The 18,398-nt window shown below is 45.4% G+C and carries 6 protein-coding genes, 40 tRNA genes and 3 rRNA genes; 47 read left to right on the top strand and 2 right to left on the bottom strand.

Annotation, left to right across the window (positions count from 1 at the left end):
• Positions 1–35: 35 nt before the first annotated feature.
• The 45 genes from ACKPCD_RS00505 (at position 36) to ACKPCD_RS00285 (ending at position 12,649) form a co-directional block, all read left to right on the top strand.
• Positions 36–108, top strand: a tRNA-Val gene (locus ACKPCD_RS00505).
• A gap of 2 nt (positions 109–110) precedes the next feature.
• A tRNA-Asp gene (locus tag ACKPCD_RS00500) sits at positions 111–183 on the top strand.
• 232 nt (positions 184–415) lie between these two features.
• A tRNA-Phe gene (locus ACKPCD_RS00495) sits at positions 416–488 on the top strand.
• A 14-nt stretch (positions 489–502) separates the two neighbouring features.
• A tRNA-Tyr gene (locus ACKPCD_RS00490) sits at positions 503–583 on the top strand.
• A gap of 25 nt (positions 584–608) precedes the next feature.
• Positions 609–679: transfer RNA gene (locus ACKPCD_RS00485), tRNA-Trp, on the top strand.
• A gap of 18 nt (positions 680–697) precedes the next feature.
• Positions 698–770, top strand: a tRNA-His gene (locus tag ACKPCD_RS00480).
• A gap of 7 nt (positions 771–777) precedes the next feature.
• Positions 778–849 (top strand) — tRNA-Gln (locus ACKPCD_RS00475).
• A 22-nt stretch (positions 850–871) separates the two neighbouring features.
• Positions 872–942, top strand: a tRNA-Cys gene (locus tag ACKPCD_RS00470).
• Positions 943–984: 42 nt separating this feature from the next.
• Positions 985–1,068 (top strand) — tRNA-Leu (locus ACKPCD_RS00465).
• Between the two features lie 647 nt (positions 1,069–1,715).
• Positions 1,716–3,146, top strand: a complete 1,431-nt coding sequence (gene trpE / locus ACKPCD_RS00460) for an anthranilate synthase component I (RefSeq protein ID WP_321433711.1) — start codon at positions 1,716–1,718, stop codon at positions 3,144–3,146.
• Positions 3,147–3,743: an anthranilate synthase component II gene (locus tag ACKPCD_RS00455; protein WP_321433710.1), complete on the top strand. Its 597-nt coding sequence runs from the start codon at positions 3,147–3,149 to the stop codon at positions 3,741–3,743.
• 553 nt (positions 3,744–4,296) lie between these two features.
• A 16S ribosomal RNA gene (locus tag ACKPCD_RS00450) occupies positions 4,297–5,855 on the top strand.
• A gap of 212 nt (positions 5,856–6,067) precedes the next feature.
• Positions 6,068–8,982: ribosomal RNA gene (locus ACKPCD_RS00445) — 23S ribosomal RNA — on the top strand.
• A gap of 94 nt (positions 8,983–9,076) precedes the next feature.
• Positions 9,077–9,192: ribosomal RNA gene (rrf, locus tag ACKPCD_RS00440) — 5S ribosomal RNA — on the top strand.
• Together the 16S, 23S and 5S rRNA genes with 31 tRNA genes alongside form the textbook arrangement of a ribosomal RNA operon.
• A 23-nt stretch (positions 9,193–9,215) precedes the next feature.
• A tRNA-Asn gene (locus ACKPCD_RS00435) sits at positions 9,216–9,289 on the top strand.
• Positions 9,290–9,304: 15 nt separating this feature from the next.
• Positions 9,305–9,377: transfer RNA gene (locus ACKPCD_RS00430), tRNA-Lys, on the top strand.
• Positions 9,378–9,380: 3 nt separating this feature from the next.
• Positions 9,381–9,462, top strand: a tRNA-Leu gene (locus ACKPCD_RS00425).
• A gap of 11 nt (positions 9,463–9,473) precedes the next feature.
• A tRNA-Thr gene (locus ACKPCD_RS00420) sits at positions 9,474–9,549 on the top strand.
• Between the two features lie 3 nt (positions 9,550–9,552).
• Positions 9,553–9,624, top strand: a tRNA-Gly gene (locus tag ACKPCD_RS00415).
• 46 nt (positions 9,625–9,670) lie between these two features.
• A tRNA-Leu gene (locus ACKPCD_RS00410) sits at positions 9,671–9,756 on the top strand.
• Positions 9,757–9,761: 5 nt separating this feature from the next.
• A tRNA-Arg gene (locus ACKPCD_RS00405) sits at positions 9,762–9,835 on the top strand.
• Between the two features lie 18 nt (positions 9,836–9,853).
• A tRNA-Pro gene (locus tag ACKPCD_RS00400) sits at positions 9,854–9,927 on the top strand.
• A 15-nt stretch (positions 9,928–9,942) separates the two neighbouring features.
• A tRNA-Ala gene (locus ACKPCD_RS00395) sits at positions 9,943–10,015 on the top strand.
• Between the two features lie 13 nt (positions 10,016–10,028).
• A tRNA-Met gene (locus ACKPCD_RS00390) sits at positions 10,029–10,102 on the top strand.
• A gap of 14 nt (positions 10,103–10,116) precedes the next feature.
• Positions 10,117–10,190: transfer RNA gene (locus ACKPCD_RS00385), tRNA-Ile, on the top strand.
• Positions 10,191–10,211: 21 nt separating this feature from the next.
• Positions 10,212–10,301: transfer RNA gene (locus ACKPCD_RS00380), tRNA-Ser, on the top strand.
• 102 nt (positions 10,302–10,403) lie between these two features.
• A tRNA-Met gene (locus ACKPCD_RS00375) sits at positions 10,404–10,476 on the top strand.
• A 90-nt stretch (positions 10,477–10,566) separates the two neighbouring features.
• A tRNA-Asp gene (locus ACKPCD_RS00370) sits at positions 10,567–10,642 on the top strand.
• A 1-nt stretch (position 10,643) separates the two neighbouring features.
• Positions 10,644–10,714, top strand: a tRNA-Gly gene (locus ACKPCD_RS00365).
• 11 nt (positions 10,715–10,725) lie between these two features.
• Positions 10,726–10,799 (top strand) — tRNA-Ile (locus tag ACKPCD_RS00360).
• A 37-nt stretch (positions 10,800–10,836) separates the two neighbouring features.
• Positions 10,837–10,924: transfer RNA gene (locus ACKPCD_RS00355), tRNA-Ser, on the top strand.
• A 27-nt stretch (positions 10,925–10,951) separates the two neighbouring features.
• Positions 10,952–11,023, top strand: a tRNA-Glu gene (locus tag ACKPCD_RS00350).
• A gap of 62 nt (positions 11,024–11,085) precedes the next feature.
• Positions 11,086–11,158: transfer RNA gene (locus ACKPCD_RS00345), tRNA-Val, on the top strand.
• Positions 11,159–11,182: 24 nt separating this feature from the next.
• Positions 11,183–11,254: transfer RNA gene (locus ACKPCD_RS00340), tRNA-Glu, on the top strand.
• A 98-nt stretch (positions 11,255–11,352) separates the two neighbouring features.
• Positions 11,353–11,424: transfer RNA gene (locus ACKPCD_RS00335), tRNA-Glu, on the top strand.
• Positions 11,425–11,524: 100 nt separating this feature from the next.
• Positions 11,525–11,596 (top strand) — tRNA-Glu (locus ACKPCD_RS00330).
• A 79-nt stretch (positions 11,597–11,675) separates the two neighbouring features.
• Positions 11,676–11,748: transfer RNA gene (locus tag ACKPCD_RS00325), tRNA-Val, on the top strand.
• A gap of 2 nt (positions 11,749–11,750) precedes the next feature.
• Positions 11,751–11,823, top strand: a tRNA-Asp gene (locus ACKPCD_RS00320).
• Positions 11,824–11,993: 170 nt separating this feature from the next.
• Positions 11,994–12,066, top strand: a tRNA-Phe gene (locus ACKPCD_RS00315).
• Between the two features lie 13 nt (positions 12,067–12,079).
• A tRNA-Tyr gene (locus ACKPCD_RS00310) sits at positions 12,080–12,160 on the top strand.
• A 26-nt stretch (positions 12,161–12,186) separates the two neighbouring features.
• A tRNA-Trp gene (locus ACKPCD_RS00305) sits at positions 12,187–12,257 on the top strand.
• Between the two features lie 18 nt (positions 12,258–12,275).
• Positions 12,276–12,348: transfer RNA gene (locus ACKPCD_RS00300), tRNA-His, on the top strand.
• 7 nt (positions 12,349–12,355) lie between these two features.
• Positions 12,356–12,427, top strand: a tRNA-Gln gene (locus ACKPCD_RS00295).
• Between the two features lie 22 nt (positions 12,428–12,449).
• Positions 12,450–12,520: transfer RNA gene (locus ACKPCD_RS00290), tRNA-Cys, on the top strand.
• 45 nt (positions 12,521–12,565) lie between these two features.
• Positions 12,566–12,649, top strand: a tRNA-Leu gene (locus ACKPCD_RS00285).
• Positions 12,650–12,699: 50 nt separating this feature from the next.
• On the opposite strand, the gene ACKPCD_RS00280 is transcribed toward ACKPCD_RS00285, so the two are convergent.
• Positions 12,700–13,530, bottom strand: coding sequence for a helix-turn-helix domain-containing protein (locus ACKPCD_RS00280; RefSeq protein ID WP_321433709.1), 831 nt, complete (start codon positions 13,528–13,530; stop codon positions 12,700–12,702).
• A 487-nt stretch (positions 13,531–14,017) separates the two neighbouring features.
• Between ACKPCD_RS00280 and ACKPCD_RS00275 the strand changes: the two genes are divergently transcribed.
• Positions 14,018–14,884, top strand: coding sequence for a glycoside hydrolase family 43 protein (locus tag ACKPCD_RS00275; RefSeq protein WP_321433708.1), 867 nt, complete (start codon positions 14,018–14,020; stop codon positions 14,882–14,884).
• A gap of 419 nt (positions 14,885–15,303) precedes the next feature.
• Positions 15,304–16,284, top strand: coding sequence for a sugar-binding transcriptional regulator (locus ACKPCD_RS00270; protein ID WP_321433707.1), 981 nt, complete (start codon positions 15,304–15,306; stop codon positions 16,282–16,284).
• A gap of 69 nt (positions 16,285–16,353) precedes the next feature.
• On the opposite strand, the gene ACKPCD_RS00265 is transcribed toward ACKPCD_RS00270, so the two are convergent.
• Positions 16,354–18,243, bottom strand: a complete 1,890-nt coding sequence (locus ACKPCD_RS00265) for a fructose-bisphosphatase class III (protein WP_321433706.1) — start codon at positions 18,241–18,243, stop codon at positions 16,354–16,356.
• Between the last annotated feature and the right edge of the window lie 155 nt (positions 18,244–18,398).

Raw genomic sequence — 18,398 nt, 5'->3', positions numbered from 1 at the left:
ACACCGGAGCCTAGGCTCTACGATTTTCAATCCCTGGAGGTTTAGCTCAGCTGGGAGAGCGTCTGCCTTACAAGCAGGATGTCGGCGGTTCGATCCCGTCAACCTCCATTGGTTCCGTGGTGTAGGGGTCAACATGCCTGCCTGTCACGCAGGAGATCGCGGGTTCAAATCCCGTCGGAGCCGTTTTTACTTTCTGGAAAGTGTGCTATACTTCTTACAAGATGTCTAGCTTCACGGGTTAGCCCTTCGGAAAGGACAAAGGAACCCCTTGTCTCTACGAGCCAAGGATACTATTCGACTAACCTGCTGACGCAGGAAGTCTCTTAGCATATTGCGCTCTACGATGCTCATACGGAACGATTTCCTAAAATTCTTTCAGGTCTGAACGAACCCGTTCTGCTTTTCTTAATATTCTGGTCTGATAGCTCAGTTGGTAGAGCACTTGATTGAAGCTCAAGGTGTCGGCGGTTCGAATCCGTCTCGGACCATTTTTTTATATGATGGAGGGATAGCGAAGTGGCTAAACGCGGCGGACTGTAAATCCGCTCCTTCGGGTTCGGCAGTTCGAATCTGCCTCCCTCCATTTCTTTAAAAAGCATCCTCTGAATAGGGGTATAGTTTAAAGGTAGAACAACGGTCTCCAAAACCGTCGGTGTGGGTTCAATTCCTACTACCCCTGTCTCAACATTATATTATGGCGATTGTGGCGAAGTGGTTAACGCACCGGTTTGTGGATCCGGCATTCGTGGGTTCAATTCCCATCAGTCGCCCTCTTATTGGGCTATCGCCAAGCGGTAAGGCAACAGACTTTGACTCTGTCATTCGTTGGTTCGAATCCAGCTAGCCCAGTTTTTTCAAATAGCAACATCTCGGCGGTATAGCCAAGTGGTAAGGCACAGGTCTGCAAAACCTCTATCACCGGTTCAAATCCGGTTACCGCCTTTCCATAACAACAAAATGGAACATTGCATTCTTCATAATTATGCCGGCGTGGCGGAATTGGCAGACGCGCTGGACTCAAAATCCAGTGCCCGCGAGGGCGTGCCGGTTCGACCCCGGCCGCCGGTATCACAAAAGAAGCTGTTCATAACAAGGAGTACTTTGTTATGAACGGCTTCTTTTTCTATTGCCTGGGCTCAGTGGTTTTTCGAAAGACAAATATTTTTCAGTTGACAATAATGAGAAAAGGATTATAATTAATTGAAATTAAATTAATAAAATCTGTGATGAGAAGTAGTAACCAATGGCGTTTAGTCAAAGCGAGTTTGGGGCAGTGAAAGCCAAGCACTGTAGCTGTCGGTGAATGGATCTCTGAGACGTGATGCGAAAATTATAGTAGCAAAAACCGGGAGTCCGCCGTTAAAAGGACGGGGTATCGAGTAACATCCGTACCCGCAGAGCGAGTTTTGTACTGAGGTGGCAAACGAATGGAAACATTTCGTCCTTTTGAGGAGGAAGTGTTTTTTTGATTCTGTAGTATTAGCGCGAAAACAATGCATAGCCCATTTTTTGGTGACGCATTGGGTCCTTGATTCCGATAAGGAGGCAAGGAGCGCAAAGAACGACAGTGTCGGGTGTGAGTCAACAGTAGAGAACTAATATGGGTGGCACCGCGGCTACATCGTCCCATTATAGGGGATGTTGTGGCTTTTTTTGTACCCAAAATCCCCTGAATCAAGCAGAAACAGCAAAAAATCTCATTAGGGGTGAATGGAATGTTTAATCTGACAGCAACAGAATTTGCAGCAGCAAAAAAGCATAATAAGGTGTTTCCGGTACACTTGACGGTCAATGCGGATCAATTGACGCCTATCGGTATGTACTACAATCTCGAAGGGGAGCATAAGTTTTTGTTTGAGAGTGTCTTTTCGGAGCGGGAAATCGGGAGGTACTCCTTCTTGGGTTCGAACCCTTATAAGAGCATCACGAGTATGGGCGAAGACGTCACGATCATCACCGATGGGCAACCCGTGCACAAAAAAGGCAAGGTGCTCGATTACGTAAAAGAGCAGGTGTCGATTCCGTATCTCAAGACCGATATCCCGTTGCCTTTTGTCGGCGGCGCGATCGGTTATGTCGGTTACGATGTCATCCGACAATATGAAAAGCTGCCGAATGTGAACCCGGATGAACTGCAGGCGCCTGAAGCCTACTTGATGTTCTACAAGCAATTCATCAGCTACGACCACTATCAGCACAAGATGACGCTTGTCCATAATGTTTTCCCCGAGGACACGGAGGATTATGAAACAATCACTGCCAATCTGGAAAAGTTAGCCGAAACGATGAACCAGACGAATGGCATCCGACCTTTCCAAGAGGTGAATCCGAATCAAGAAGTTTCTTCAAATGTCAGCGAAGCGGAATTTTGTAAACTCGTCGAGAAAGCAAAAGAATACATCAAAGCGGGCGACATCTTTCAGGTTGTCCTTTCGCAGCGCTTGACTATCAAATCGGAATCCGAACCGTTCGACATCTACAGAAGACTGCGCACAAAGAATCCGTCGCCTTACCTTTTCTATATCGATCTGGGTGATTTCCAGGTGGTCGGTTCCTCTCCGGAAAGTCTGGTCACCGTTCAGGATGGCGAAGTCATGACGAATCCGATAGCCGGAACACGCAGAAGAGGGAAGAACGAAGAGGAAGACAATGAATTGAAGAAAGAGCTGCTTGCGGATGAGAAGGAGCGGGCAGAACATGTGATGCTGGTGGATTTGGGAAGGAACGACATCGGCAGGATTAGCGAATTCGGCAGCGTCAAGCTGGATAAGTTCATGGAAGTGGATATTTATTCACACGTTATGCACATCGTTTCGAAGGTGACCGGCAAATTGAAACCGGGTCTGACCTGCTTTGAAGCCTTGAGCGCGTGTTTGCCTGTAGGGACCGTATCAGGTGCGCCGAAAATAAGGGCGATGGGCATCATCGACGAATTGGAAAAAACGAAGCGGGGCATCTATGCCGGTGCGGTCGGCTATTTTTCCTATAATGGCAACATGGACACCTGCATCGCCATCCGGACCATCATTCTGAAGGACGGCTTCGCCTATGTTCAAGCCGGCGCAGGGGTTGTGCACGATTCCGTTCCGCAATCTGAATATACCGAGACGCTCAACAAAGCAATGGCCTTGAAGGAGGTAATCTGAATGATTTTATTGATCGATAACTATGATTCCTTTACGTACAACCTCTATCAATACATCGGAGAAATCAATCCGGATGTGCAGGTTCTGCGCAATGATGCTCTGACACTTGATGAAATGAAAGGGATGGACCTGGACTGCATCATCCTTTCCCCAGGACCGGGCGTGCCGGAAGATGCCGGGATCTGCGTTGATGTGGTCCGGGAGTTTGCCGGAAAAGTACCTTTGCTAGGAATCTGTCTTGGGCATCAGGCCATCGGGTATGCTTATGGCGGGAATGTTATTCGTGCGGAAACGCTGAAGCACGGCAAAACATCCATGGTCACGCATAACGGAGATCCGCTTTTCCAAGGGATCGCTTCCTCTTTCGAGGTCATGCGTTACCATTCGCTGGTTGTCGAAGAAAATAGCCTTCCCGATGAACTGGAAATACTCTCGAGAAGTGTCGATGATGGCGTCATTATGGCGATGAAGCACAAGGAGCATGCCGTCTATGGCCTGCAGTTCCATCCCGAGTCCATCTTCACAAAAGATGGTCAGACGCTTATCCGGAACTTTTTGGAGAATATCGCCAAAAAAACAGCACAACCTGTGAATTGATATAAATAGGCATGGTGAGCGGGACAAATCCATCAGAGAATCCGAATGCGAAAGTCGGAATCCAGGGAGGTTGGACCGCTGATCCGCATGCCATATTGTGAAGAACGCCAGTGTTTATACGGGTGGTGACGGAAGCCTTAAAAAAAAATTAAAAAATCGTTGACAGCATTTGGCTGCGATGATAGTATATAGAAGTTGTCCGCCAGAATCGGCTTTGAAATGATTTGAAAAAATTGTTGACAGACGATTTAGAGCGTGATATTATATAAAAGTTGCTGATCCACGCATCTGCAAGCCGATAATGCTTCTGAAAAAATTTCAGAAAAGGCTTGACGGACAGCAGGAGCCGTGATATTATGAATAAGCAATCACGTAATACGTGATGCGCGATTGACCTTTGAAAACTGAACAAAGAATGAACGAACCAAATGTGCAGGGAGCTTAGACTTCGGTCAAAGCAAACGAAGGCGATACATCGTATCGCAAACATAAAGTCAGCAAGAAATTAAGAGCTATTCAGCTTTTCATGAGGGTTTCTGTACAAGAGCCCACATTACATGAGAGTTTGATCCTGGCTCAGGACGAACGCTGGCGGCGTGCCTAATACATGCAAGTCGAACGGTCTTTTCTATGGAAGCTTGCTTCCACTGAGAAGATAGTGGCGAACGGGTGAGTAACACGTGGGTAACCTGCCCATAAGAGGGGGATAACATCCGGAAACGGGTGCTAATACCGCATAGTTTTCTTGATCGCATGATCGGGAAAGGAAAGACGGCCTTTGTGCTGTCGCTTATGGATGGACCCGCGGCGTATTAGTTAGTTGGTGAGGTAACGGCTCACCAAGACGATGATACGTAGCCGACCTGAGAGGGTGATCGGCCACATTGGGACTGAGACACGGCCCAAACTCCTACGGGAGGCAGCAGTAGGGAATCTTCCGCAATGGACGAAAGTCTGACGGAGCAACGCCGCGTGAGTGAAGAAGGTTTTCGGATCGTAAAACTCTGTTGTCAGAGAAGAACAAGTTGGAGAGTAACTGCTCCAGCCTTGACGGTATCTGACCAGAAAGCCACGGCTAACTACGTGCCAGCAGCCGCGGTAATACGTAGGTGGCAAGCGTTGTCCGGATTTATTGGGCGTAAAGCGAGCGCAGGCGGTTCCTTAAGTCTGATGTGAAAGCCCACGGCTCAACCGTGGAAGGTCATTGGAAACTGGGGAACTTGAGTGCAGAAGAGGAGAGTGGAATTCCATGTGTAGCGGTGAAATGCGTAGATATATGGAGGAACACCAGTGGCGAAGGCGACTCTCTGGTCTGTAACTGACGCTGAGGCTCGAAAGCGTGGGGAGCAAACAGGATTAGATACCCTGGTAGTCCACGCCGTAAACGATGAGTGCTAAGTGTTGGGGGGTTTCCACCCTTCAGTGCTGCAGCTAACGCATTAAGCACTCCGCCTGGGGAGTACGGCCGCAAGGCTGAAACTCAAAGGAATTGACGGGGACCCGCACAAGCGGTGGAGCATGTGGTTTAATTCGAAGCAACGCGAAGAACCTTACCAGGTCTTGACATCCTTTGACAATCCTAGAGATAGGACTTTCCCTTCGGGGACAAAGTGACAGGTGGTGCATGGTTGTCGTCAGCTCGTGTCGTGAGATGTTGGGTTAAGTCCCGCAACGAGCGCAACCCCTATTGTTAGTTGCCAGCATTCAGTTGGGCACTCTAATGAGACTGCCGGTGACAAACCGGAGGAAGGTGGGGATGACGTCAAATCATCATGCCCCTTATGACCTGGGCTACACACGTGCTACAATGGATGGTACAACGAGCAGCAAGACCGCGAGGTCAAGCGAATCTCTTAAAGCCATTCTCAGTTCGGATTGCAGGCTGCAACTCGCCTGCATGAAGCCGGAATCGCTAGTAATCGCGGATCAGCACGCCGCGGTGAATACGTTCCCGGGTCTTGTACACACCGCCCGTCACACCACGAGAGTTTGTAACACCCGAAGTCGGTGAGGTAACCTTTATGGAGCCAGCCGCCTAAGGTGGGACAGATGATTGGGGTGAAGTCGTAACAAGGTAGCCGTATCGGAAGGTGCGGCTGGATCACCTCCTTTCTAAGGAATATAATGGAATCCTTGCTTGGTTCAATCATTCTTTGTTCAGTTTTGAGAGATCAATCTCTCAAGCAAGAAAAAAGTTGTTCTTTGAAAACTGAATACTACAAAAATAAAGTAAGAAACCTAAACATTTTACCGCGTTTTAAGTTGACTTAAATGAGTTTTTAACGAAATAAGTTAGCAAGCCAGCAATGGCGAGCTTAACCATAGGTTAAGTGAATAAGGGCGCACGGTGGATGCCTAGGCACTAGGAGCCGATGAAGGACGGGACTAACACCGATATGCTCCGGGGAGCTGTAAGTAAGCTTTGATCCGGAGATTTCCGAATGGGGCAACCCAATATCTTTGATAGGATATTACGTTACACTGAATACATAGGTGTATCGAGGAACACGCAGGGAACTGAAACATCTCATTACCTGCAGGAAGAGAAAGAAAATTCGATTCCCTTAGTAGCGGCGAGCGAAACGGGAAAAGCCCAAACCAAAGAGCTTGCTCTTTGGGGTTGTAGGACTGGGACATGAGACTGCAATGGATAGCAGAAGCCAACTGGAAAGTTGCGCAACATAGGGTAATAGCCCCGTATGCGAAATCCAAATCAGCTCTACCAGTATCCTGAGTACGGCGGAACACGAGAAATTCCGTCGGAATCCGGGAGGACCATCTCCCAAGGCTAAATACTCCCTAGTGACCGATAGTGAACCAGTACCGTGAGGGAAAGGTGAAAAGCACCCCGGAAGGGGAGTGAAACAGTACCTGAAACCGTGTGCCTACAAGTAGTCAAAGCCCGTTAATGGGTGATGGCGTACCTTTTGTAGAATGGACCGGCGAGTTACGATTTCATGCAAGGTTAAGTTGAAAAGACGGAGCCGCAGCGAAAGCGAGTCTGAATAGGGCGAATAAGTATGAGGTCGTAGACCCGAAACCAAGTGACCTACCCATGTCCAGGTTGAAGGTGCGGTAATACGCACTGGAGGACCGAACCCACGCACGTTGAAAAGTGCGGGGATGAGGTGTGGGTAGCGGAGAAATTCCAATCGAACTTGGAGATAGCTGGTTCTCTCCGAAATAGCTTTAGGGCTAGCCTCGGATATGCGAATCATGGAGGTAGAGCACTGTTTGGACTAGGGGCCCTTCTCGGGTTACCGAATTCAGATAAACTCCGAATGCCATTGATTTAGATCCGGGAGTCAGACTGCGAGTGATAAGATCCGTAGTCAAAAGGGAAACAGCCCAGACCACCAGCTAAGGTCCCAAAGTATCTGTTAAGTGGAAAAGGATGTGGGGTTGCACAGACAACTAGGATGTTGGCTCAGAAGCAGCCATCATTTAAAGAGTGCGTAATAGCTCACTAGTCGAGTGACCCTGCGCCGAAAATTTACCGGGGCTAAACAGATCACCGAAGCTGTGGATGGAACCCAATGGGTTCCGTGGTAGGAGAGCGTTCTAAGGGCATCGAAGCCAGATCGTGAGGACTGGTGGAGCGCTTAGAAGTGAGAATGCCGGTATGAGTAGCGCAAGACGGGTGAGAATCCCGTCCACCGAATAACTAAGGTTTCCTGGGGAAGGCTCGTCCTCCCAGGGTTAGTCGGGACCTAAGCTGAGGCCGATAGGCGTAGGCGATGGACAACAGGTTGATATTCCTGTACCAGTTGCTTTTGTTTGAGCGATGGAGGGACGCAGGAGGCTAAGGAATGCACACGATCGGAAATGTGTGTCCAAGCAGCAAGTCTGAGAACGAGTGAAATGCTTTTTCTCTCAAGGACAAGCTGTGATGGGGAGCGAAATTTAGTAGCGAAGTTCCTGATGTCACACTGCCAAGAAAAGCTTCTAGTGAGAAAGTAACTGCCCGTACCGCAAACCGACACAGGTAGTTGAGGAGAGAATCCTAAGGTGTGCGAGAGAACTCTCGTTAAGGAACTCGGCAAAATGACCCCGTAACTTCGGGAGAAGGGGTGCTGACCGCAAGGTCAGCCGCAGTGAATAGGCCCAAGCGACTGTTTATCAAAAACACAGGTCTCTGCAAAATCGAAAGATGACGTATAGGGGCTGACGCCTGCCCGGTGCTGGAAGGTTAAGAGGAGAGGTTAGCGCAAGCGAAGCTTTGAATTGAAGCCCCAGTAAACGGCGGCCGTAACTATAACGGTCCTAAGGTAGCGAAATTCCTTGTCGGGTAAGTTCCGACCCGCACGAAAGGCGTAACGATTTGGGCACTGTCTCAACGAGAGACTCGGTGAAATTATAGTACCAGTGAAGATGCTGGTTACCCGCGACAGGACGGAAAGACCCCATGGAGCTTTACTGCAGTTTGATATTGCGTGTTTGTATCACATGTACAGGATAGGTAGGAGCCGAAGATACCGGGACGCCAGTCTCGGAGGAGGCAACGGTGGGATACTACCCTTGTGATATGACCACTCTAACCCGCTGCTCTTAGCGAGCAGGGAGACAGTGTCAGACGGGCAGTTTGACTGGGGCGGTCGCCTCCAAAAATGTAACGGAGGCGCCCAAAGGTTCCCTCAGAATGGTTGGAAATCATTCGTAGAGTGTAAAGGCAGAAGGGAGCTTGACTGCGAGACCTACAAGTCGAGCAGGGACGAAAGTCGGGCTTAGTGATCCGGTGGTTCCGCATGGAAGGGCCATCGCTCAACGGATAAAAGCTACCCTGGGGATAACAGGCTTATCTCCCCCAAGAGTTCACATCGACGGGGAGGTTTGGCACCTCGATGTCGGCTCATCGCATCCTGGGGCTGTAGTCGGTCCCAAGGGTTGGGCTGTTCGCCCATTAAAGCGGTACGCGAGCTGGGTTCAGAACGTCGTGAGACAGTTCGGTCCCTATCCGTCGCGGGCGTTGGAAATTTGAGAGGAGCTGTCCTTAGTACGAGAGGACCGGGATGGACACACCGCTGGTGTACCAGTTGTTCTGCCAAGAGCATCGCTGGGTAGCTATGTGTGGACGGGATAAACGCTGAAAGCATCTAAGCGTGAAGCCCCCCTCAAGATGAGATTTCCCATCACTTTAAGTGAGTAAGACCCCTGAGAGATGATCAGGTAGATAGGTTGGGAGTGGAAGTACAGCGATGTATGGAGCGGACCAATACTAATCGGTCGAGGACTTAACCAATTTTTAAAAAGAAGAAAACTCAAGCGGTGTTTTCGGAATCCCTTTACTTTTGTAGATTCAGTTTTGAGAGAACAACGTTCTCTAATTAAAAATGTGCGGTGACGATGGCAAGAAGGTCACACCTGTTCCCATCTCGAACACAGAAGTTAAGCTTCTTAGCGCCGATTGTAGTGAAGGGTTTCCCTTTGTGAGACTAGGACGTTGCCGCGCTTTTTTTTTGTTTAGTGAATTATTCCGCAATAGCTCAGTTGGTAGTAGCGCATGACTGTTAATCATGATGTCGTAGGTTCGAGTCCTACTTGCGGAGTTTTTTTCTTAGGATGAGTTATTAGCTCAGTTGGTAGAGCATCTGACTTTTAATCAGAGGGTCGCAGGTTCGAGCCCTGCATAACTCATTTGCGGGTGTGGCGGAATTGGCAGACGCACTAGATTTAGGATCTAGCGCCGCAAGGCGTGGGGGTTCAAGTCCCTTCACCCGCATAATTGAATACGCCGGCTTAGCTCAGTTGGTAGAGCATCTGATTTGTAATCAGAGGGTCGAGGGTTCGAATCCTTTAGCCGGCACCATTCGCGGAAGTAGTTCAGTGGTAGAACATCACCTTGCCAAGGTGGGGGTCGCGGGTTCGAACCCCGTCTTCCGCTTTCATAAGGACTATGCCAGATCTTATGAAAGAAACAACAGTAACATGCCGGGGTGGCGGAACTGGCAGACGCACAGGACTTAAAATCCTGCGGTGAGTGATCACCGTATCGGTTCGATTCCGATTCTCGGCATTTAGGCACCCATAGCTCAATTGGATAGAGTACTTGACTACGAATCAAGCGGTTACAGGTTCGACTCCTGTTGGGTGCATTTTTTAATAATTATTACCGGGAAGTAGCTCAGCTTGGTAGAGCACTTGGTTTGGGACCAAGGGGTCGCAGGTTCGAATCCTGTCTTCCCGATTCAACAATCTTCACGGGGCCTTAGCTCAGCTGGGAGAGCGCCTGCCTTGCACGCAGGAGGTCAGCGGTTCGATCCCGCTAGGCTCCATTTTTTCATTTTTGGCGGTGTAGCTCAGATGGCTAGAGCGTCCGGTTCATACCCGGGAGGTCATGGGTTCGACCCCCTTCGCCGCTATAATGCCTTGCTTCGGACCTTTAGCTCAGTTGGTTAGAGCAGACGGCTCATAACCGTCCGGTCGCAGGTTCGAGTCCTGCAAGGTCCATGAAAAAATGTATCAGCTTATGGAGGATTACCCAAGTCCGGCTGAAGGGAACGGTCTTGAAAACCGTCAGGCGTGTAAAAGCGCGCAAGGGTTCGAATCCCTTATCCTCCTTTGGTGGCCTTAGGCCATTGTCATGGCTGTTGGTGCTTTAGCGACAGTACAGACATGATACACTTGAGCGTAAGCGCACAGTGTTTCCTTATTATTCATTATCGCGGGGTGGAGCAGTTGGCAGCTCGCCGGGCTCATAACCCGGAGGTCACAGGTTCAAGTCCTGTCCCCGCAATTGTCATGATTGTCGCTGCTTCAGCAGCTTACAAGCATGATACACTTGGGCGAAAGCCCACAGTGTAACCTCATAAAAGTTTTAACGCATGGTTCCGTGGTGTAGGGGTCAACATGCCTGCCTGTCACGCAGGAGATCGCGGGTTCAAATCCCGTCGGAGCCGCCATGCGGGTGTAGTTTAGTGGTAAAACCCCAGCCTTCCAAGCTGATGTCGGGAGTTCGATTCTCCTCACCCGCTTTTTTTAAGAAGGGCCTATAGCTCAGCTGGTTAGAGCGCACGCCTGATAAGCGTGAGGTCGATGGTTCGAGTCCATTTAGGCCCATTGATAAAGCATACAGATAGTGGAGTTCTCTTTTTTAGGGGAAGTACTCAAGTGGCTGAAGAGGCGCCCCTGCTAAGGGTGTAGGTCGTTAACGCGGCGCGAGGGTTCAAATCCCTCCTTCTCCGTAGCTTTATCAGAAAAATAAACAAGATGGTCCGTTGGTCAAGCGGTTAAGACACCGCCCTTTCACGGCGGTAACACGGGTTCGATTCCCGTACGGATCATTATCCTAGCTGTTGCACAGACAGGATACACCGGAGCCTAGGCTCTACGATTTTCAATCCCTGGAGGTTTAGCTCAGCTGGGAGAGCGTCTGCCTTACAAGCAGGATGTCGGCGGTTCGATCCCGTCAACCTCCATTGCAATATGTATTCTAAACTTATGGTCCGTTGGTCAAGCGGTTAAGACACCGCCCTTTCACGGCGGTAACACGGGTTCGATTCCCGTACGGATCATCATCCTAGCTGTTGCGGCTTTAGTTGCTTTCTAGACAGGATAAGAATGGATGTTAGCTCCATCCAATTATTCCTATTTAAATAGTTTTCAAATTTACGGTCCGTTGGTCAAGCGGTTAAGACACCGCCCTTTCACGGCGGTAACACGGGTTCGATTCCCGTACGGATCATTGTCATGTCTGTTGCGGCTTCGGCTGTTCTGCAGACAGGATACAAATGGAGCCCAACTCCAAGCAACACTTTCCATCTTAATAGTATTTTTAACTTAACGGTCCGTTGGTCAAGCGGTTAAGACACCGCCCTTTCACGGCGGTAACACGGGTTCGATTCCCGTACGGATCATTGTCATGGCTGTTGCAGCTTCAGCTGTTGTACAGACATGAGACACTTGAACATCAGTTCACAGTGTTTCCAGCATTATGGAGGTTTAGCTCAGCTGGGAGAGCGTCTGCCTTACAAGCAGGATGTCGGCGGTTCGATCCCGTCAACCTCCATTGGTTCCGTGGTGTAGGGGTCAACATGCCTGCCTGTCACGCAGGAGATCGCGGGTTCAAATCCCGTCGGAGCCGTTTTGTTTCTGGAAAGTGGGCTATGCTTCTAACAAGATGGCTAGCTTCACGGGTTATCCCTTCGGAAATTAGATAAATTGTACCTATTGCGCTCTACGATGCTCAGTCGGCACAATTCCCTAAATTTCTTTCAGGGCTGAACAAACCCGTTACGCTTTTCTTATTATTTTGGTCTGATAGCTCAGTTGGTAGAGCACTTGATTGAAGCTCAAGGTGTCGGCGGTTCGAATCCGTCTCGGACCACTTTTTATATGATGGAGGGATAGCGAAGTGGCTAAACGCGGCGGACTGTAAATCCGCTCCTTCGGGTTCGGCAGTTCGAATCTGCCTCCCTCCATTGTTTTAAAAAAGCGTACTCTGAATAGGGGTATAGTTTAAAGGTAGAACAACGGTCTCCAAAACCGTCGGTGTGGGTTCAATTCCTACTACCCCTGTCTCAACATTATATTATGGCGATTGTGGCGAAGTGGTTAACGCACCGGTTTGTGGATCCGGCATTCGTGGGTTCAATTCCCATCAGTCGCCCTCTTATTGGGCTATCGCCAAGCGGTAAGGCAACAGACTTTGACTCTGTCATTCGTTGGTTCGAATCCAGCTAGCCCAGTTTTTTCAAATAGCAACATCTCGGCGGTATAGCCAAGTGGTAAGGCACAGGTCTGCAAAACCTCTATCACCGGTTCAAATCCGGTTACCGCCTTTCCATAAGTATAAGTAAGATGGAAAATTGCATTCTTCATATCATGCCGGCGTGGCGGAATTGGCAGACGCGCTGGACTCAAAATCCAGTGCCCGCAAGGGCGTGCCGGTTCGACCCCGGCCGCCGGTATATTGATGCATCAACGTTTTCGGACGTTTGATGCATCTTTTTTTGGCGTTTTAATGAAAATAATCATCATCTTCAAAATTTGATTGCATTTTTTTCCGGTATTGTATTGGTGAAACATAAAATTCATCTTTGAAACAGCGAGAAAAATGGTCAGTAGAGTTGTATCCGACGGCTTCGCTAATTTCTGATATTTTTTTCTCAGAATACTTCAGTAATAGCACTGCATTATCCACTTTATACTTGTTTACAATTTCATTATAGGAAGATCCCATCAATCTTTTTATCTGTTTGCCTAAGTATGCCGCATCATAATTGAATTTTTCACCTAGAAATTGCAACGATACTGATTGGTAGTTATTTTTTATGTATGCCAGTATGGGAGTGATTTGCGAAGAAATCGTGTTTGTTGGCTTGAAGTATAGATAGGTGTTGCTAAAATTTCTTAACACTTCATTCAAAAATATATTGATGTAGCTGCAGCAAACGGCATTTGCATTCGGTTCATTGGAGTGGGATTCAATAAAAATATTCTTGATGATTTCGCAAAATTTCTCACTAGGTGGAACTACAAACAGCAAGTAATTTTTATTGGAAGTGTATAAACTATTGTGAAAGAATTGAGACAGCAGGCTATCATAACGTAAGATATCAAAAAATGAAGTGTGGAATGTACTTTTTTTGATTACTATACAGATGATGATACTCTGATCATCTGCTACTATAGTATGGTTTGTTTCGGGAGCAATAATACACAGTTCGCCTTCACTCATTGTTCTGGTTTCTCCGACACATTCAAATTTCATGCTGCCTTTTAAAACATAGTTTATTTCGAAATAATTATGACTATGAGAGTGAGCTGCTTCATTATAAAAATGAAGCAATATTTTGGCGTCTCTGTCAGAGAAAATGAAGTAGTCTTCAGATACATTTGTTGTAAATCTTTTTGGATCACGGATGATCGGCGAGATATCGATCGTGTTTTCTGAAAAAAGCTCAACTAACTACTCGCTATCGGATACGTCCCAACTAGAAAAATTTGGTATAAACGGAGTTGTAGATATTTTATTTTCCATATATGAAGATTGAATTGCTTTGACAACTGTTGTTTTCTTTTCAAACGCTAAAAAATACTCAGTCAAATAATCTTGAATAAAATAGTAAGGTGTGTAAATACTTTTCTTCACCGCGGCTCACTCATTTCTTAACTTCTGTCACGAATAATGACTAATTTTGTCGGATTATCCCCTAAAATAAACATTATCACATGAATTGAATGCGATTACAATATGGGTATATCGATCGATTATATATGGAGTATCAAAGATTAATTTTATCGGATACTTAATTCTGTACGAAGGAAGGCTACACATGAAAACTGAAGAGATCATCATCAGAGACCCTTATGTTTTGTTGTATGAAGACAAATATTATCTTTACGGAACACGGAGTAAAAGTTGTTGGGGCGAAATGGATGGATTTGATTGCTACGTCAGTGCTGATTTGGACAATTGGGAGGGGCCCTTTGAAATATTCCGTAAAGAAGAGGATTTCTGGGCAGATCAAAGTTATTGGGCACCCGAATGCTACTATAAAGAGGGAAGTTTCTATCTGGTAGCTACACTAGGAGCAGAAAACAGAAAGAAATCGGTAAATCTATTAAAAGCTGATTCGCCATTAGGTCCCTTTCATTATTGTTCCCAGTTGACACCATCAGATCGAGAATGTATTGATGGAACGATTTATGAAGAAGATGGATATGGGTATTTGGTTTATTCCAATACGTTACAGGATACAATAACTGGCGATATGTGCGCCATCCAACTCTTCGACGATTGGGAATCCACTGTTGGAGATCCTTTTAAGCTGTTCGCCGCTAACGATGCAAAGTGGGCATTTGCGGTTCCATTTGCTAAGTCTGAATTTGGTATTGATGGCGAAGCATATTTTTCCGATGGCCCAAGTTTATTCAAAGCAAGAAATGGCAATTTAGTAATGTTGTGGTCCAGTTGGGCGGGGAAAGGTTATTCAGTAGGTGTGTCCTATTCTGAATCCGAAAAAATTCAAGGCCCCTGGAAACATGAAAGCAAGCTACTCATTGAAAATGGCGGTCACGGTATGATTTTTCAAAAAATGGACGGCACTTGGAATTTCTCGCTTCATTATCCCAATGACCAATATCAAGAACACCCATTATTTATCAGTATTTCCGACGGGGAACTGCCAATAGAAATGTAAATTTGGTGCCATACTCCTGATTGGGCAAGCAAACGATCCAGTCTTTTCCAGCAAACTCATGGAGTACAGCAATGGCGAATCTGAGACCGAACGAATACGAATCATACAAAAGAAGGAAGGCTGAGACCACTCCGTTAAAGAGTCGGTTATCGGACTCCCTTCTTTATTTGATCATTCGGAAAAATTTACTTAGTTTTTATCACAAGAAGTGCATTAAGAAATACGAACTAAATTTTAGACAAAAACAAAAAGTACTGTCCAATGATTGATAAGATGAATTATCCAAGGTTGTTATTTCAAACGATGGTAATATTACTTCAAATGAAATATAATAAATTGCATTTGTAAATGTGGTCCTGCTATTATAAGTGAAGAAGCTTTGAGGGACGAAATAGTGGAGTTATAAAGGAGCGCTTGTTATGAAGGATGAGAGAAGAAGATTGTTGGCTAAAGTGGCGTATCTATATTTTGTGGAAGGGAAAAGCCAAACTGAAATCTCTGAAGATCTAGGAATCTATCGAACAACTATCAGTCGTATGGTAACGCAAGCAAGAGAAGAAGGAATTGTGAATATTGAAATCAAAGAATATGATGTCGGAATTTTTGCATTGGAAGAGTATGTGCAATCAAAATTTGATTTGAGAAGAGTAGAAATTGTTTCAAATAGGCATGATGAAACACAAGAATCATTGATGGATGATATAGCAAAAAGAGCTGCCACTCTGATCCGTAACACAATTCGAGAGAAGGATAGTGTAGGTATTTCTTGGGGGTCCTCTTTGCGTAAGGTGGTTGAGAACATAGAGCCTAGATATGTGAAGAATGTTTCTTTTTGCCCTTTAGCCGGTGGGCCTAGTCACATCAATGCAAGGTACCATGTAAATACCTTGGTGTACGAAATGGCAAGAATCTTTAATGGGAAAAGTACTTTTATCAATGCGATGGTTGTTCAAGAAACGGAGCAATTAGCATCTGGAATTTTAAGATCGAAGTACTTTGAAGAATTATTGATGTTGTGGAATAGCTTGGACCTAGCTATTGTCGGAATTGGAGGAGAGTTGGATCAGACAATTAGCCAATGGAGAGACTTATTGACTGAGGATGACTATAGTATTTTGGTAAGAGAAGGAGCAGTCGGGGAACTTTGCTGTAGATTTTTCAACTCAGAAGGGGAGACTGTTCATACGCAATTACAAAAAAGAATAATCGGTATAACCTTGGAACAATTGGCCAACGTTCCTAAATCAATAGCTGTTGCACAAGGAGAAAATAAGGCACAAGCTATTTTGGCAATTTTAAAAAAAGGATACGTGAATCATTTAGTGACTGATAGAAAAACAATTCTAAAAGTTCTAGAACTTGATAAGGATGAAGAAGGAAATCGGTTTTTGGTTAATTGAAAAAGATTTGGGAGGCATACAGCGGTAGCCTTCCAAATCTTTTTTGTATTAAGAATGACTGCATTCATGCTAAAGATACTGAAGCAAGTCTTTTAATTCATTGACTTGCACTTTGATTTGTTCCCCGATGGTAGTTTCTTCAATCGTTTTTCTGGATAAGTCTCTGTTGATTACTTTGGTTAATGTTGAGTCGCCAGAATGGGAGTGGATAAACTTATTGATTGATTCAAAGGGTGTATGGGTAACAATTTGGAAACCGTAGGAATTGTTCAGTAAAGTATACCCGGCAATTCCTGTTTTACATTGATAGGGCCGGGATAGGCCGCCATCTATAACAAATAATTTCCCATTTGCTTTTATTGGGGACTCGCCTTTTTTTGCAATCACAGGAGTGTGCCCGTTCACAATGCAAGAATGTTCTCCATCAATACCGAATTCTCTTAGAATCTTGTCACAAATTTCGTCTTGATTTCTTAATTGGAAATACGCATTGTTAGTTTCTTTTTTTTCTTCATCGGACCGCATGAAGTAGCTCTCAAATGTTTTCATTTCTTCTCTTCCAAACAAAGGAGAATATTTACCGCACCAGCAATACCATACAAGGTCCAGTGCTGATTCATCGGGATTGTGTCTAAAGTCAAATGCTTTTCTGATTTGATCTTCAAAAAAATCCATCAGAGATTTTCCGTATAGTTCCGGTGTTATAAACCATTGAAATTCGCCTTTCTTACTTAATGGAATACAACCGTGAAAGATCAGATTTTGATTGTATTTTAGGTAGAGACTTCCTTTTTCGATGAGGAAGTTGAGTTGTTTATCTAATCGGGTTGATTTCTGGAATGAACACATCAAATCTGTGACAACCTGACGTTCTGATCTGGTTAATTTAAATGGATCGGATGCATTGACCAATTGAAAGCAATTTTCAGAGAGAGAATGTTTAATCTCTTCTAATTTCTCCAGAAATAGGCGATTGTTCATTTTGAATTCAGGGTTCCGCAGTATGATTAGTCCTTCGAGTTTTAACTGGAGGATCAGTAATGCTTGATGCACTTTGGAAAGTGAGTTCGAGTGCGCGGTTTTGTTGTCAGAATGCGGAATAAATAAGGAGAGCAGTTGATAGTTTTCCTCTGAAAATTGGAATAATGACCGCAGATTCAAGCCGTATTGCTTTTCCAACTCAAGCAAGTAACCGTATTTTGTAGCAATCCGCAGCAAAGTCATCAAACAGGCCTCTGAACCTGAAAACGCGCCCAACCATAATACATCATGGTTTCCCCATTGAATATCAATAGAAGGAAAGTCCATCAAGAAATTTAATACATCATAAGCATCCGTTCCTCTATCGAAAATGTCCCCTACGATGTGCATATGATCAATGACCAAAAATTTGATCGTGCAGGAAAACTCTTTGATCACATCTTCAGCAATGTTCAATTCCACAATATCTTCCAGTATTTTGTCAATATAGGTCCTTTTGGTCTTCTTTGCGAGGCTTGCGTAAATCAATTCTTCACCAAGATAGACATATTTTGGGGGCAATTTTTTTCTGAGTTTAGAACGAGAATATTTGCTGGAACAAAAAACAATGAATTGAACAAGGTTTGCGATAATCTCCATCGTCCAAATTTCAAATTCGCTCGGTGTTGTTTGGGATTTTTTGATCTGCATCATTTCCACTGGATAAGAGATTAATCTTACTAATTGTTCACACTCTTCATTTGTTTTTTGTGAGCCAAAACATTCATAGATTTTTTCTCGAATGATTCCGGAACCTGTATTGATGATATGCTGGAAACCTTTGAATTCACCATGGATGTCGCTGATAAAGTATTCTGTTCCCTTAGGTAAATTTAAAATCGCCTCAAGATTGATGATTTCAGAAGAAATCTCTTGTTTCGTCGGAAACTCTTTGAGTAGAGCTTGGTAATATTTTTCCCTATACAGACTAGTCTTCATAATATCTCCTTTCAGATGCGCTGTTTTTCTTATGATACATGATTTTTTACAGAAAAAAGGGCCATCTATAAATCTATTTATATTTGCACGAAAGTGCAATATGAACCAAACTAGACACCGTTGTATTGACGAATACGCTTTCAGGTGGTATTTTT

It is taken from the genome of Trichococcus flocculiformis (genome assembly GCF_963662535.1).
In the GTDB taxonomy this organism is placed as follows: domain Bacteria; phylum Bacillota; class Bacilli; order Lactobacillales; family Aerococcaceae; genus Trichococcus; species Trichococcus flocculiformis.
This window is presented reverse-complemented; position numbering and strand designations above follow the sequence as displayed.

What these genes read in the sequence shown, in the direction of transcription:
- trpE (WP_321433711.1), top strand. Translation starts at nt 1,716, where the DNA reads ATGTTTAATCTGACAGCAACAGAATTTGCAGCAGCAAAAAAGCATAAT.
- ACKPCD_RS00455 (WP_321433710.1), top strand. Translation starts at nt 3,147, where the DNA reads ATGATTTTATTGATCGATAACTATGATTCCTTTACGTACAACCTCTAT.
- ACKPCD_RS00275 (WP_321433708.1), top strand. Translation starts at nt 14,018, where the DNA reads ATGAAAACTGAAGAGATCATCATCAGAGACCCTTATGTTTTGTTGTAT.
- ACKPCD_RS00270 (WP_321433707.1), top strand. Translation starts at nt 15,304, where the DNA reads ATGAAGGATGAGAGAAGAAGATTGTTGGCTAAAGTGGCGTATCTATAT.
- ACKPCD_RS00265 (WP_321433706.1), bottom strand. Translation starts at nt 18,243, where the DNA reads ATGAAGACTAGTCTGTATAGGGAAAAATATTACCAAGCTCTACTCAAA.